The 14,465-nt window shown below is 71.4% G+C and carries 12 protein-coding genes; 5 read left to right on the plus strand and 7 right to left on the minus strand.

Annotated features, from left to right (window positions below):
• Positions 1-61 precede the first annotated feature (61 nt).
• Together ACIQLK_RS04565 and ACIQLK_RS04570 are read left to right on the plus strand one after the other, a co-directional pair.
• A complete protein-coding gene (locus tag ACIQLK_RS04565; RefSeq protein ID WP_400363113.1) occupies positions 62-1,066 on the plus strand; it encodes an ABC transporter permease in 1,005 nt (334 codons plus the stop codon).
• Positions 1,063-2,022, plus strand: coding sequence for an ABC transporter permease (locus ACIQLK_RS04570; RefSeq protein WP_400363114.1), 960 nt, complete (start codon positions 1,063-1,065; stop codon positions 2,020-2,022). Before ACIQLK_RS04565 ends, ACIQLK_RS04570 begins: the two co-directional genes overlap by 4 nt.
• 257 nt (positions 2,023-2,279) lie before the next feature.
• Here the strand turns inward: ACIQLK_RS04570 and ACIQLK_RS04575 are convergent, their stop codons facing one another.
• The 3 genes from ACIQLK_RS04575 to galT form a co-directional block, all read right to left on the minus strand.
• On the minus strand, positions 2,280-3,941 hold the full coding sequence (locus tag ACIQLK_RS04575; protein WP_400363115.1) for an ABC transporter ATP-binding protein: 1,662 nt from the start codon (positions 3,939-3,941) through the stop codon (positions 2,280-2,282).
• Between the two features lie 79 nt (positions 3,942-4,020).
• Positions 4,021-5,199 carry a galactokinase gene (gene galK, locus ACIQLK_RS04580; protein WP_400363116.1) on the minus strand — a complete coding sequence of 393 codons (1,179 nt, stop codon included), beginning with the start codon at positions 5,197-5,199 and terminating at the stop codon, positions 4,021-4,023.
• Positions 5,196-6,371: a galactose-1-phosphate uridylyltransferase gene (gene galT, locus ACIQLK_RS04585; protein WP_400363865.1), complete on the minus strand. Its 1,176-nt coding sequence runs from the start codon at positions 6,369-6,371 to the stop codon at positions 5,196-5,198. Before galT ends, galK begins: the two co-directional genes overlap by 4 nt.
• A 108-nt stretch (positions 6,372-6,479) precedes the next feature.
• Between galT and ACIQLK_RS04590 the strand changes: the two genes are divergently transcribed.
• On the plus strand, positions 6,480-7,418 hold the full coding sequence (locus ACIQLK_RS04590) for a LacI family DNA-binding transcriptional regulator (protein WP_400363866.1): 939 nt from the start codon (positions 6,480-6,482) through the stop codon (positions 7,416-7,418).
• A 78-nt stretch (positions 7,419-7,496) separates the two neighbouring features.
• Here the strand turns inward: ACIQLK_RS04590 and galE are convergent, their stop codons facing one another.
• The 3 genes from galE to ACIQLK_RS04605 form a co-directional block, all read right to left on the minus strand.
• Positions 7,497-8,474 (minus strand): UDP-glucose 4-epimerase GalE, encoded by a 978-nt coding sequence (gene galE, locus ACIQLK_RS04595; protein WP_400363117.1) that lies wholly within the window; start codon positions 8,472-8,474, stop codon positions 7,497-7,499.
• Positions 8,475-8,592: 118 nt separating this feature from the next.
• On the minus strand, positions 8,593-10,233 hold the full coding sequence (pgm, locus tag ACIQLK_RS04600; RefSeq protein WP_400363118.1) for a phosphoglucomutase (alpha-D-glucose-1,6-bisphosphate-dependent): 1,641 nt from the start codon (positions 10,231-10,233) through the stop codon (positions 8,593-8,595).
• 63 nt (positions 10,234-10,296) lie between these two features.
• The gene (locus tag ACIQLK_RS04605; RefSeq protein WP_400363119.1) at positions 10,297-11,232 is read right to left on the minus strand and encodes a LysR family transcriptional regulator; all 936 of its coding nucleotides are present in this window, start codon (positions 11,230-11,232) and stop codon (positions 10,297-10,299) included.
• A 72-nt stretch (positions 11,233-11,304) separates the two neighbouring features.
• Here ACIQLK_RS04605 and ACIQLK_RS04610 point away from each other — a divergent pair, with 72 nt between their 5' ends.
• Together ACIQLK_RS04610 and pheA are read left to right on the plus strand one after the other, a co-directional pair.
• Positions 11,305-12,237, plus strand: a complete 933-nt coding sequence (locus ACIQLK_RS04610) for an EamA family transporter (protein ID WP_400363120.1) — start codon at positions 11,305-11,307, stop codon at positions 12,235-12,237.
• Positions 12,234-13,196: a prephenate dehydratase gene (gene pheA, locus ACIQLK_RS04615; RefSeq protein WP_400363121.1), complete on the plus strand. Its 963-nt coding sequence runs from the start codon at positions 12,234-12,236 to the stop codon at positions 13,194-13,196. Before ACIQLK_RS04610 ends, pheA begins: the two co-directional genes overlap by 4 nt.
• Before the next feature lie 187 nt (positions 13,197-13,383).
• Here pheA and ACIQLK_RS04620 read toward each other — a convergent pair whose 3' ends face one another.
• Positions 13,384-14,427 (minus strand): LLM class flavin-dependent oxidoreductase, encoded by a 1,044-nt coding sequence (locus ACIQLK_RS04620; RefSeq protein ID WP_400363122.1) that lies wholly within the window; start codon positions 14,425-14,427, stop codon positions 13,384-13,386.
• Positions 14,428-14,465 lie beyond the last annotated feature (38 nt).

The following is a 14,465-nucleotide window of genomic DNA, read 5'->3' on the forward strand; positions in this document are numbered from 1 at the left end:
CTGACCGGTGCGGGGCGGGATGACCTCCCGCCCCGCACCGACCTCCACGAAAGCGACACCCGTGCTGCGAACAATCGGCAGGAGGCTCCTGCTGCTGATCCCCACTCTCCTGGGCCTGAGCATCCTGCTCTTCTGGTGGGTCCGAACCCTACCCGGCGGTCCCGCCCAGGCTCTCCTGGGCGAGAAGGCCACCCCCGAAGCCGTGGCTCGGATCAACGAGCTCTACGGTTTCAACCGCCCCCTGATCGAGCAGTACTTCACCTGGATCGGCCGACTGCTCTCGGGTGACTTCGGCACATCGCTGCGCACCAGCCAGCCGGTGCTCGACGAGTTCCTCCGCCGCTTTCCGGCGACGATCGAGCTCTCGGTCGCGGCCCTCATCATCGCCGTCGGCGTCGGTGTGCCTCTCGGCTACTGGGCCGCGCGGCGGCACGGCAAGGCGGCGGACAGCACTGCCGTCGTCTTCAGCCTGCTCGGCATCGTCGTGCCGGTCTTCTTCCTGGCCTTCATCCTCAAGTACGTGTTCGCGGTCCAGCTCGGCTGGCTTCCGTCGGACGGACGTCAGGACCCTCGCATCGAGGCCACCCACTACACGAACTTCTACGTGCTCGACGGCCTCATCACCGGCGAATTCGACGCCGCATGGGATGCGATCCTGCACCTGATCCTGCCGGCCGTCGCCCTCGGCACGATCCCCCTCGCGATCATCGTGCGCATCACCCGGGCGTCCGTCCTCGAAGTGCAGAACGCCGACTACGTCCGCACCGGCAAGGCCAAGGGAGTCCCCGGCGCCCTGCTGCGCAACCGTTTCATCCTCCGGAACGCCATGCTCCCGGTCATCACCACGATCGGCCTGCAGGCGGGTCTGCTGCTCTCCGGCGCGATCCTCACCGAGACCGTCTTCGCCTTCCCGGGCATCGGATCGTTCCTCTCGGGCGCGATCTTCAACCGCGACTTCGCGGTCCTGCAGGGCTTCATCATCTTCATCGCGATCGTCTACGCGCTCATCAACCTGCTCGTCGACGTCTCGTACAGCCTGATCGACCCGAGAGTGAGGGTCTCATGAGCACCGTCCTTCCCCCTGCCGCCGGCGGCAGCGCCGCCGACGACTCGACCGTCGCCGTCCTCACCGCGGGCACCGGCGGGGCCCCGCGCGGCGGCTTCTGGCACGACGTCTTCCGCCGCCTCCGTCGCAGTCCCACCGCCTGGGCGGGCCTCGCGATCGTGCTGCTGTTCGTCGTGGTCGCCCTCCTCGCGCCCCTGTTGGCGCCCTATCCCGAGACGGCCCTGCCCGGCGCCCGCGAGATCACCCCGACGTACATCCCCGGGCCCGGCGAGATCGCCGCATTCCCGCTGGGCCTCGACCGCTTCGGCGGAGACGTGGTGTCGAAGCTCATCTGGGGAGCCCAGGCATCCCTTCTCATCGGAGTCGTCTCGACCGCCTACGGCCTCATAGGCGGGATGCTGCTGGGCCTGATCGCCGGAACCTTCGGCGGCTGGGTCGACAACGTCATCATGCGACTGGTCGACATCCTGCTCTCCGTGCCGAGCCTGCTGCTCGCCGTCTCGATCGCCGCGATCCTCGGTCAGAACCAGAACTCGGTCATGATCGCCATCGGTGTCGCCCAGGTGCCGATCTTCGCGCGCCTGCTCCGCGCCTCGATGCTGCAGCAGCGCTCCGCGGACTATGTGCTGTCGGCGCAGACCCTCGGCCTCGGCCGCGGTCGCATCACGATGACCCACGTCCTGCCGAACGCGGTCGGGCCGGTCATCGTGCAGGGGACGCTGTCGCTCGCGACGGCTGTCATCGACGCCGCGGCGCTGTCGTTCCTCGGCCTCGGCGGCGGGCGCCCCGAGACGGCGGAGTGGGGCCGCATGCTGACCTACGCGCAGGCGGAGCTCGCCATCGCGCCGTGGTTGGCGTTCCTCCCCGGTATCTGCATCGCCGTCACCGCGCTGGGGTTCACGCTCTTCGGTGAAGCCCTGCGCGAGGCGATGGACCCGCGGACGCGCGGGCGCTGAGTCGCTCCCGGGCGGTTCGGCCTACCGCTGCGGGACCCCGGCGAGGGGGACAACGGGGCCTCTTCCCCGACCCACCAGGAGCGCTTCGCTGCCCGGGCGAGCGGGCGGCGGCGGTGTCCCGAATCCAGTCCGCGTGGGGTGCGGAGCGCGTGCTGCGTGCCTGATTCCGCGCGCTGGTGTCGTGAAAGGCCCTCGCGAGACTGAATACGGAACGCGTGCGCAGCGCGGACGCGTGCAGCGAGGGTCAGGGCGGCGGGTCAGACGGCGATGTCGAGCTCGTTGCCGGGGATCGAGGAGAGCAGGTTGCGCGTGTACGGGTCGCGCGGGTTGGTGAAGATCTCCTCGCTCGAGGCGGCCTCGACGAGCGCGCCGTCCTTCATGACGCAGACGTAGTCGCTGATCAGGCGCACGACGGCCAGGTCGTGCGAGATGAAGAGGTAGCTGAGGCCGTACTCGGTCTGCAGGTCGCGCAGGAGCGTCAGGATCTGGTCCTGGACGAGCACATCGAGCGCCGACACCGGCTCGTCGCAGACGATGAGCTCCGGCGAGAGGGCGAGGGCGCGGGCGATCGCGACGCGCTGGCGCTGGCCGCCCGAGAGCTCCGACGGGTACCGCCGCAGCGTCGACTCGGGAAGGGCGACGTCGTCGAGGAGCTTCCGCACGCGGGCGGCACGATCCTTCGCCGAGCCGCGGTTGTAGAAGTCGAGCGGCTCCTGGACGATGCGCTCGATCGTGAACATCGGGTTCAGCGACGAGTACGGGTCCTGGAAGATCGGCTGCACCTTCTGACGGAACTCGCGAAGCTGACGTCCCTTGAGGGATGCCACGTCCACGCCGTCGTAGCGGATGACACCTTCCGTGGGATCGACGACCTTCAGCAGCATCCGTGCCGTCGTCGTCTTGCCCGAGCCGGACTCGCCCACGATCGCGACGGTCTCGCCGCGCGGGATCGCGAACGACACGTCCCTGACGGCGGCGAAGTCCTCCTTCTGCCCGCGGACGTTGTAGAGCTTGGTGAGCCCCTCGACCTCGACGATGTTGTCGACCGGCTTGGGCGCGGCATCCGGAGTCGGCGCGGTGAACGCCTCGGGACGCAACCGCGCGACGGCGACCGAAGGCGCCGCCTGCACAAGGGACTGGGTGTAGGGATGCTGCGGATCCTCGAGGATCTGCCGCGCGGGGCCCTGCTCGACGATCCGGCCGCGGTGCATGACGACGACACGGGCGGCGCGCTCGGCGGCGAGCCCCAGATCGTGCGTGATGAGGAGGACGGAGGTGCCGAGCTCGGTCGTCATGCGGCCGAGTTGATCCAGGATCGTCTTCTGCACCGTGACGTCGAGCGCGCTCGTGGGCTCGTCGGCGATGAGGAGGCGCGGGTTGCAGGCGAGGCCGATCGCGATGAGCGCGCGCTGGCGCATACCACCCGAGAACTCGTGCGGGTACTGCTTCGCCCGGTCCTCGGCGTTCGGCAGACCCGCGGCGGCGAGGGTCTCGACGACCTTCCGATCGACGTCCTTCTTCGTCGCCAGGCCATGGGCGAGGAGCGTCTCGGCGACTTGCGTGCCGATCTTCGACGTCGGATTCAGGTTCGACATCGGATCCTGCGGGACGAGTCCGATCTGCGCACCGCGGATGCCGCGCATCGTGGACTCGGTCGCGCCGACGAGCTCCTGCCCGTCGAGACGGATGCTGCCCTGTGCGACGCGGCCGTTGCCGGCGAGGAGTCCGATGACGGCCATCGCCGTCGTCGACTTCCCCGAGCCGGACTCGCCGACGATCGCGACCGTCTCGCCGGCGGCGAGATCGAGGTCGACGCCCTCGACCGCCCGCACGGGACCGTCGATGGTCTGGAACTCGACGGCGAGGTCGCGGACCTGCAGGAGGGGCGCGCCGGGGGCGGGGGAGGTCTCGAAGGGCATTCCCCCATCCTGCCCTCCGCCCGCCGTCCGCGCACGAGTGGATCGCCCGGCTTTACCCAGCCGTAACGACCCGGGTGCCTCAGCTGTCGCGGCGGGCGCCCTCGGAGGGGCGGACCGTGAAGACGTGGGGCTCGGTGTGCCCCGCCTCGGCGAAGGCCGCCAGCATCGCGTCGCGCACCGCGGACACCGCCTCGCGCTCGATGAGGGCGATCGCCGAGCCGCCGAAGCCGCCGCCGGTCATGCGGGCGCCGATCGCCCCGTTCGCGCGTGCGGTCTCGACGGCGAGATCGAGCTCGGGGACCGAGATCTCGAAGTCGTCGCGCATCGAGGCGTGCGATGCGTAGAGCAGGTCGCCGATCGCGCGCGGCCCCTGCTCGCGCAGGGTGCGGACGGTGTCGAGCACGCGCTGGTTCTCGGTCACGACGTGACGCACGCGCCGGTAGGTCTGCTCGTCGACGAGCTCCGCGACGCGGTCCAGCTGGTCGACACGCACGTCCCGGAGTGCGGGCACGTTCATCGCCTCGGCGCCGCGCTCGCAGGCGGCACGGCGCTCGCCGTAGCCGCCCGTCGAGTGAGCGTGGGCGACGCGCGTGTCGATCACCATGAGCTCGAGGCCCGCCGCGTCGAAGCCGAGCTCGACCACCTGGGCGTCGAGGCTCCGGCAGTCGAGGAAGGTGCCGGCGTCCGTCTCACCGAGCATCGACGCCATCTGATCCATGATCCCGGTCGGAGCGCCGACGGCCTCGTTCTCGGCGCGGCGTCCCGCCTGCGCGAGCGCGACCCGGTCGAGGCCGAGCTCCCACACGTCGTTCAGGGCCGAGCCGGTGGCGCCCTCGATGGCCGCCGACGAGGACAGCCCGGCGCCGACGGGGACATCCGAGGCGAACGCGAGGTCGACACCCGGGACGGATGCCGCATCCATCCCGGTCGCCTGCAGCAGCGCCCACGCGACGCCGAGAGGGTAGCGTGCCCACTCGACGATCTCGTCGCGACGCTCGGGGAAGAGCGCCTCGAGCTCGTCGAGCGCGACCTCGACGGGTGCGGTGTCGAAGGTCGACACGACGCGGATGCGACCGTCCGTGCGGCGGCCGAGCGCGACGTGCGTGCGGTGCGGAGTCGCGAACGGGAACACGAACCCGTCGTTGTAGTCGGTGTGCTCGCCGATCAGGTTGACCCGGCCGGGCGCAGACCAGAGTCCGGCCGGCTCGGCGTCGGTGAGGGTGGCGAAGAGGCTCTGAGCCTCGGTGGCAGCGGTCACAGCGTGACTCCTTCGATGGCGGTGCGGAGGCGCGCAGCGGCGTCTTCGGGCGGGACGTCGCCGATCCAGGCGCCCATGGCGGCCTCGGACCCGGCGAGGAACTTGAGCTTGTCGGCGGCGCGGCGCGGGCTCGTCAGCTGGAGGCTGAGGCGCACGGTGTCGCGGCCGACGCGGACCGGGGCCTGGTGCCAGGCGGCGATGTACGGCGTCTCGGACTCGTAGAGCGCATCGACCCCGCGGAGCAGGCGCAGGTACAGCGGGGCGAGCTCGTCCTTCTCCGCCTCGGAGAGCCCTGCGAAGTCGGCGACGTGGCGGTGGGGGAGCATGTGGATCTCGAGCGGCCACCGCGCCGCGAACGGGACGAATGCCGTCCAGTGCTCGCCGCGCAGGAGGACGCGGGGCCCGGCCTGCTCGAACTCGAGGATGCGCTGGAACAGGTCGGGGGCGGTGCGGTCGATCGAGTCGAGCAGGCGGGTGGTCCGCGGCGTGATGTACGGGTAGGCGTAGATCTGCCCGTGCGGGTGCTGCAGGGTGACGCCGATGGCCTCGCCGCGGTTCTCGAACGGGAAGACCTGCTCGATGCCGGGCAGTGCCGACAGGGCTGCGGTGCGATCCGCCCACGCCTCGATGACCGTGCGGGCCCGAGGGACGGTCTGAGTGCCGAACGAGCCCGTGCGCTCGGGCGAGAAGCAGACGACCTCGGTGCGCCCGACGCTCGTGCGGGTGCGGCCGAGCCCGAGGTGGGCGAGGTCGTCGAGCCCGCGCGGCGGGTCGATCCCCTCCGGAACGTCGTCGGTCGCTTCGGCGAGGGCGGGGCCGAACGACGGCGATTTGTTCTCGAAGACGGCGACGTCGTAGACCGAGGGGATCTCGGAGGGGTTGGTCGCCGTCTGCGGCGCGAGCGGGTCGAGCTCGGCAGGAGGCAGGAAGGCGCGGTTCTGGCGGTTGGCGGCGATCGAGACCCAGTCGCCGGTCAGGACGTCCTGCCGCATGGTCGCGGTCTCGGGTCGGGCCCCGAGGTCGCGGGTGTCGACGGCGCGGTCTTCGCCCAGGGTCGTACCCGGGTCGTCGAAGTAGATCAGCTCGCGGCCGTCGGCCAGGCGGGTGCTGCGCTTGACGACGCCGGCGCCGAGGTCGCTGGTCTCGGCGGGGGTGGGCTCGAACTCCGTCATGTTCACGTCAACACGGTACTCGAGGGCCGTGTTATCGTCAACATCACGCGGATCTGAGGAGTTGGGTCCGACGCCGCGGGGGAGGTTGCCGTGCAACGACGCGTCTCGATGGCCGACGTGGCCGCCGCCGCCGGCGTCTCAGGGCAGACCGTCTCGCGGGTCGTCAACGGCAGTCCGCGAGTCGACCCCGAGACGCGTGCCCGCATCGAGGCAGCGATGGCGGACCTCGGCTACCGTCCCCACCGTGCTGCCCGGGCCCTGCGTACCGGGCGCTCCGGCACGATCGGCGTGATCGTGGCGACCCTTGCGACCGTCGGCAATTCGCGGATGCTCGAGGCTGTGGCATCCGCTGCCGCGCAGCGCGATCTCGCGGTCACCCTCATCGCGCTCACCGGGCGCGTCGACATCGCCGCGGCGTTCGACCGGCTGCACGACCTCGGCGTCGACGGGGCGATCGTCCTCAACGAGGCGACCGCGATCGCTCAGGGCGTCACCCCGCCCGAGGGACTCGCCCTGGTCGCGGTGGATTCTCCCGGCGGAGCCTTCGCGACGGTCCAGTCCGACCACGCGGGCGGAGCCGAGGCCGCGACGCGCCGGCTGCGGGATGCCGGGCGTCGCAGTGTCGCGCACGTCGCCGGTCCCGCCGGGTCGTACGCGGCGGCCGAACGCGAGCGCGGCTGGCGCGCCGCGCACGATGGGCCGCCGGGGCTCGAACCGCTGCGGGGGGACTGGGGAGCGGCATCCGGTCACGAGGCGGGGAAGGTCCTCGCCGCCGACCCCGCGGTGGACGCCGTGTTCGCTGCGAACGACCAGATGGCGCTCGGCGTCCTGCGGGCCCTCGCCGAGGCGGACCGCAACGACGTCGCCGTCATCGGATTCGACGACGTGGCCGACGCCGCCGACTATCGTCCGCCCCTCACGACCGTCCGGCAGGATTTCGACGCGCTCGGCGAGGCGGCCGTCGCGGCGCTCGCGGCCACGCTCGACGGCACTCCTGTGACGCGTACGGTCGTGCCGACCACGCTGGTCGCCCGCGCGTCGGGCTGACGCCGAACCGGCCTGCACGAACGACCCCACCCTGTCCACGCGGCGCGGAGGGGGTGGGGCCGGAAGGACGGAACGGGGTCAGCCGGCGTTGCGGCGGGCCTCCCAGCCGCTGCGCACCATCTCGTCGAGGGTGTACCGCATCTGCCAGTCGAGGTCGCGCGCAGCGAGCTCGCCGGTCGCGACGATGCGGTCCGGGTCGCCGGCGCGGCGCGGGGCGATCTCGGGTGTGAAATCGATGCCCGTGACGCGGGCGACGGCGTCCATGATCTCGCGGACCGACAGACCGTTCTTCGACCCGAGGTTGTAGGCCGGCTCGACCGTTTCGCCGGCGCTCAGGCGCTGCGCGGCGACGACGTGCGCGGCGGCGATGTCCGACACGTGGACGTAGTCGCGGACATTCGTGCCGTCGGGGGTGTCGTAGTCGTCGCCGTTGATGCGCGGGGTCTTTCCGTCGAGGAGCATCTCGAACACGATCGGGAAGAGGTTGTGCGGGCTCGTGTCGTAGACGGCGGGGTCGCCCGAGCCGACGACGTTGAAGTACCGCAGCGCCGTGTGGCGCAGGGGCGAGTCGGATGCCGCGGTCGCGACGCCCTGCGCCGCGATCAGCCACTCGCCGATGAGCTTGGACTCGCCGTACGGTGACGCGGGGCGCTTGGGCAGGTCCTCGGTCACGAGGGGCACGTCGGGGGTGCCGTAGACGGCGGCGCTGGAGGAGAACACGATGTTCAAGACGCCGGCATCCGCCATCGCTGCGAGGACGACGCGCGTGCCCTCGACGTTCTGCTCGTAGGTGTGCAGGGGGCGCTGCACCGAGACGCCCGCGTACTTGAATCCGGCGACGTGGATGACGCCCTCGGCGCCGTGCTCGCGAAGGGTGCGGGCGACGAGATCCTGATCGAGGATCGTGCCGCGGACGAACGGCACGCCCTCGGGGATGAACGACTCGTGGCCGCTCGAGACGTCGTCGAGGGCGACGGGGTCGAGACCCGCCTCGGCGAGAGCGCGGACGATGTGCGCGCCGATGTACCCGGCGCCTCCGGTGACGAGCCAACTCATGCGTCCGAGCCTACTGGCGCGGGCGCGCGTCACCCGACCGCCGCGGATCTCAGGAACCCAGCGTTGCGAGCCTCAGGATCCCGGCGCTGCGAGCCGCATGATCCCGGCGCTACGAGCCTCAAGATCCCAGTGCGGCGGCGACGACCTTGCGGGCCTGCTCCTGCACCTGCGCGAGGTGCTCGGGACCCTTGAGGCTCTCGGCGTACAGCTTGTAGACGTCCTCGGTGCCCGATGGGCGCGCGGCGAACCAGGCGTACTCGGTCTGCACCTTGAGGCCGCCGATCGCCGCGCCGTTGCCCGGCGCGTGCGACAGCTTGGCGGTGACCGGGTCGCCCGCGAGTTCGGTCGCCGAGACGGCGTCGCCCGACAGCTTCGACAGGGCCGCTTTCTGCTCGGGCGAGGCGGGAGCGTCGACGCGCTGATAGGCGGATGCCCCGAACTCCGCCTCGAGCTCGGCGTAGCGCTGCGAGGGGGTCTTGCCGGTGACGGCGAGGATCTCGGAGGCGAGGAGGCAGAGGAGGATGCCGTCCTTGTCCGTCGTCCAGACCGTGCCGTCCTTGCGGAGGAACGACGCGCCGGCCGACTCCTCGCCGCCGAAGGCGACCGATCCGTCGAGCAGGCCCGGCACGAACCACTTGAATCCGACGGGCACCTCGAGGAGGGTGCGGTCGAGCGAGGCGGCGACCCGGTCGATGATCATCGACGACACGAGCGTCTTGCCGACCGCGGCATCCTGCGGCCACCCCTCGCGGTGGCGGTAGAGGTAGTCGATCGCGACGGCGAGGAAGTGGTTCGGGTTCATGAGGCCCGCATCGGGCGTCACGATGCCGTGCCGGTCGGCGTCGGCGTCGTTGCCCGTCAGGATGTCGAATTCGTCGCGACGGGCGACGAGCGCGGCCATCGCCGAGGGGGAGGAGGGATCCATGCGGATCTTCTCGTCCCAGTCGAGGGTCATGAACCTCCAGGTCGGGTCGACCTCGGGATTCACGACCGTGAGGTCGAGTCCGTAGCGCTCGCCGATGAGGGCCCAGTACTCGACCGACGCACCGCCCAGCGGGTCGGCGCCGATCCGGACGCCCGAACGCGCGATCGCCTCGACGTCGATGATCGACGCGAGGTCGGCGACGTACCCCTCGCGGAAATCGTACTGGCCGAGCGTCGCGTCGTCGATGTCGGCGTGGCGCACACGCTTCACGCCCTCCAGGCCCGCCTCGATGAGCGCGTTCGCGCGGTCGGCGATCCAGCCGGTGGCGTCGGTGTCGGCCGGGCCGCCGTGCGGGGGGTTGTACTTGAAGCCACCGTCGCGCGGCGGGTTGTGCGACGGGGTGACGACGATGCCGTCGGCGCGACCGGCATCCGTCTCGTCGCGCCCCCTGTTGTAGGCGAGGATCGCGTGGCTGAGGGCCGGGGTGGGCACCCACGAGTCGCGGCTGTCGACGCGCACGTCGACCCCGTTAGCGACGAGGACCTCGATCGCGGTGTGCTCGGCGGGCAGCGAGAGTCCGTGCGTGTCGCGGCCGAGGAACAGCGGACCGGTGATGCCCTGCGCCGCGCGGTGGTCGACGATGGCCTGGGTCGTGGCGAGGATGTGGTCCTCATTGAAGCTGCGTGAGAGCGAGGAGCCGCGATGGCCGCTCGTCCCGAAGGCGACCCGCTGCGCCGCGACGGAGGGGTCGGGCTTCAGGTCGTAGTACGCGCCGATGAGGGCGTCCACATCGACGAGGTCAGAGGCTTCGGCTGGCTGTCCTGCGCGGCTCATCCGCCCAGTCTGCCAGGGAACACGGGCGTCGGCGCCTGCGTGTCGCGGATCCGCGACGGTTGTTCAGGCGGGGAGCCGCCCCGCATCCGTCGTCATGCCCTCGGCACGCTCGGCCAGGGCGTCGAGAACCGTCCGAAGCGCGGGGGAGTCCGACATCGTCCGCCGGTGGATCGCCGAGACCTCGCGGATCGACTCCGGCGAGACGGTCGGGATCGCGACGAGGTCCGGCCCGAGGGGAGGGCGGCCGAGCCGCGGCACGAGGGCGAGGGCGAGGCCTGCCCGTGCGATCTCGAGGTGATTCTCGAACTCCATGGACTCGTGCGCGATCCGAGGTGCGCCGCCCACGCCGTCGAAGAGGCGTCGCAGCCATTGGCGGCAGATGGTCGATTCGAAGGTCGCGACCCACGGCTCGCCGCCGATCTCCTCAGGCCGCAGCTCGGCGCAATCCGCGAGCGGGTGCTCGCGGTGGAGGATCACGTCGGCGACGTCCGTGAACAGTGGCACCTCGACGAGGTGGTCCGGGATCGAGAGGGCGACGTTCCCCCAGCGGTGCACGATCCCCAGGTCGCGCTGACCGGAGGCGACGAGGGCGACCGTCTCCCAGGGCTCGCTCTCGCGCAGCGGCAGCCGAAGATCCGGATGCCGCTGGCCGAGGTCCGCGAGCAGGGGCACCATGACGCCGCGCACGACCGTCGAGAACGCCCCGATGCGGATCTCGCCGGCGACACGGTCGGGCTCGCCGCCTCCGTGGAGATCCGCGCGGACCCGCTCGAGGTCGGCGAGGATCGGCGTGGCCGACACGACGAGGCGCGTCGCGGACTCGGTGAGCACCACTCCTCGCCCGACTCGCTCGAGCAGGGCCACGCCCGTATCGCGCTCGAGTCGCTTGATCTGCTGCGAGACCGCCGAGGGCGTGAATCCCAGGGCCGTGGCGGCGGCGGCGACGCTCCCCTCCGTCGCGACGGCACGCAGGGAGACGACGGCCTCGAGATCGATCATGAAGCGATGCTACCGATTCGCCTCGCCGAATGATTGCTTGTCCTTCATGGATGCCGCGGGTGGACTGGTCCCGTGACCCGCCGTGACATGCTCCTCGCCGCCCTCGTCGCCTCGTTGTGGGGGCTGAACTTCGTCGTCATCGACTGGGGGATGAGCGGCATCCCGCCTCTGCTGTTCGCCGCGATCCGGTTCGCCGTCGTCGCGCTCGCCGTCGTCGTGGTGCCGCGCCCGCAGACCGGCTGGCGCGTGATCGTCGGAGTGGGACTGTTCATGAGCCTCGGCCAGTTCGCCCTGCTCTACACCTCGCTCGCGCTGGGCCTCAGCCCCGGTCTCGCCGCGCTCCTGATGCAGGCGCAGGCCGTCTTCACCATCGTGATCGCGGCGATCGCGCTCCGCGAGCGTCCCTCCGCGATGCAGGTCGTCGGGGTGGGTCTCGGGATCGTCGGACTCGCGATCGTCGCGGTCTTCCGCGGCGGTGACGCGCCCGTCCTCGCCGTCTGCCTCGCGCTCGCCGCGGCGCTGTCGTGGGCGGTCGGCAACGTCGTCTCGCGCCGCGCCGGCGTCGTCACCGGAATCGGTCGCGGGGGCACGCTGTCGCTGACGGTCTGGTCGTCGCTCGTGGTCCCGGTGCCGGCGCTCGCGCTGTCCTTCGTGGTCGACGGTCCCGTCGCGATCGGCGCAGGACTCGCCGCGATCGGCCCGCAGGCGATCGTCTCCACGCTCTACACCGCGGGTCTGTGCACGCTGTTCGCCTACGCCGTCTTCAACGGGCTGCTCGGCCGCAATCCGTCGGCGGCCGTCGTCCCGTGGATCCTGCTCGCCCCCGTCGTCGCCATGGCCTCGGCCGCGCTGCTCCGCGGCGAGAGCCCGAGCGTCGGAGAGGTGGTCGGCGGAGCGGTGCTCGTCGCGGGCGTGCTGGTCAGCGGCATCCGCCGTCGGCAGCGGGCGGCGCAAGCCGTCGAGCTCGCAGACGTCATGGGGGTGCCCACTAGGCTGTCCGCGTGACATCCGAGCCCCCGGCTTCCCCCACCCGTCGCACGTACAGCTTCCTCGGACCCGCAGGCACCTTCACCGAGGCCGCCCTCGCGCAGGTCCCCGAAGCGCGCGACCAGAACTGGCGCCCCGTCCGCAACGTGGGCGAGGCGCTCGCCGACGTCATCGAGGGCCGGTCGGATGCCGCGATGATCGCGATCGAGAACTCGGTCGACGGCGGTGTCTCGACGACGCAGGACGCCCTCGCGACCGTCCCGGGCCTGCGGATCGTGGGGGAGTACCTCGTCCCCGTCGAGTTCGTGCTCGTCGCGAAGCCCGGCGTGCGCCTCGAGGACGTCTCCGTGGTCGCCGCCCACCCCGTCGCCTATGCGCAGTGCCTCACGTGGCTGACCCAGGCGCTCCCCGAACACTCGCACATCCCCGCCGCGAGCAACGTGGCCGCCGCTGTCGGCATCGTCGACGGCGTGATCGACGCGGATGCCGCGATCGCCCCGCCCGGCATCCTGAAGCTCCACGACCTCGAGCTGCTCGCCGACAAGATCGGCGACAACGCGCACGCCGTGACGCGATTCGTGCTCGTGAGTCGCACCGCGCCGCCGCCCGCACCGACCGGGGCCGACAAGACGTCTCTCATCGTCGAACTCCCCGAGGACCACCCGGGCGCCCTGCTCGAGCTCCTCGAGCAATTCGCGACTCGGGGGATCAACCTGTCGCTGCTGGCCTCGCGCCCGATCGGCGATGAGCTCGGCCGGTACCGGTTCGTCATCGACGCCGACGGGCACATCGAGGACGAGCGGATGGCCGATGCGCTCCTGGGCCTGCGTCGCTTCTCGCCGCGCGTGCTCTACCTCGGCTCCTATCCGCGTGCCGACCGTGCGATCGTCCGCTACCCCGAGCGATACTCCGACGAGGTCTTCGTCGAGGCCCGCGACTGGCTCCGAGGCCTCGTCTCGGGCGAGCCCGAGGCCTGACCCGGTCCGCGCGAAACCCTGTCGTGGAGCAATCCGGTCCCGCGCGGCGATCTGGTCCCGCTCGGCAGTCCGGTCCCGCGCGGCAACGATCGCGGAGATCGGGGGGCGCCGGGCGGCTGGAACCGGTTACCACCGCGCTTCAGTGACGGATCTCCTCGGTCGTTGCCGCCCGCCCGCGAGCTGCGCCTCAGGCGGCCAAGAGCTCCAGCGTCCGGATGCGGGACGGGGCGGCATCCATCGGTTCGGCGTCGGTCGCTCCGGCGACGGGCGAGACCATGACCTCGTCCACGCCGTGGCGCGCCGCGAACTCGGCGAGACGCGCGCGGACCTCGGGCCCGGTTCCGACGAACCAGCGCGACATCATCGCGTCGAAGACGGGGGCGGCGAGGGAGTCGGATGCCTCGGCCGCCGCGGCCTGCTCGACGGTCTCGAGGGCCGTGAGCGGCTTTCCGCCGCGCAGTCGGGCCATCATGCGGGCCTGGGGCAGGGCGGCGGCGCGAGCCTGGTCCTCGGTGTCGGCGACGACCGCGTTGGCCGTGACGAAGGTCCGGGGCGCGTCGAGAGTCTCCGACGGCTGGAACTGTCCGCGGTAGAGGTCGAGCGCACGCTCGAGGCCATCGCCCGAGAAGTGGTTGGCGAAGACGTAGGGAAGGCCCATCCCCGCGGCGAGTTGGGCGGAGTAGTCGCTCGATCCGAGCAACCACACCTCGGGGGCGCTGGTCGAGGCGGGTGTCGCGTGCACGTCGTAGGTGCCGCCCGACGTGAAGCGCAGGGTCGCGCCCTCGGAGGAGACCAGCGACCGGATGTCGGTGACGTGGTTCGGGAAGCGCTCCACGTCGCTCGTGGTCCCCGACTGCCGGAGCAGCTGGGTGATGACCGGGTCCGAGCCCGGCGCGCGCCCGATGCCGAGGTCGATGCGTCCCGGCGCGAGGGCTTCGAGCGCCGCGAACTGCTCCGCGACGACGAGCGGCGAGTGGTTCGGGAGCATGACGCCGCCGGAGCCGACGCGGATGCGGTGGGTCCGAGCGGCGGTCGCCGCGATCAGCACGGGCGGCGTCGTGGAGGCGACGGCCGGCATGTTGTGGTGCTCCGCGAACCAGTACCGGCGATAGCCGAGCTCATCGGCTCGCTGCGCGACCGCGATCGACGCGGAGATCGCCTGGCTACTGGTCTGCCCCGTGCGGACGGGGACGAGGTCGAGAACGGAAAGGGCCGGGGTCGCGGTGCTCATAACGAACACTGCAACCCCGGCCACGGGCGGCGCATTCC

Origin of the sequence: Microbacterium sp. NPDC091382 (assembly GCF_044757025.1) — a bacterium.
Classification (GTDB): Bacteria; Actinomycetota; Actinomycetes; order Actinomycetales; family Microbacteriaceae; genus Microbacterium.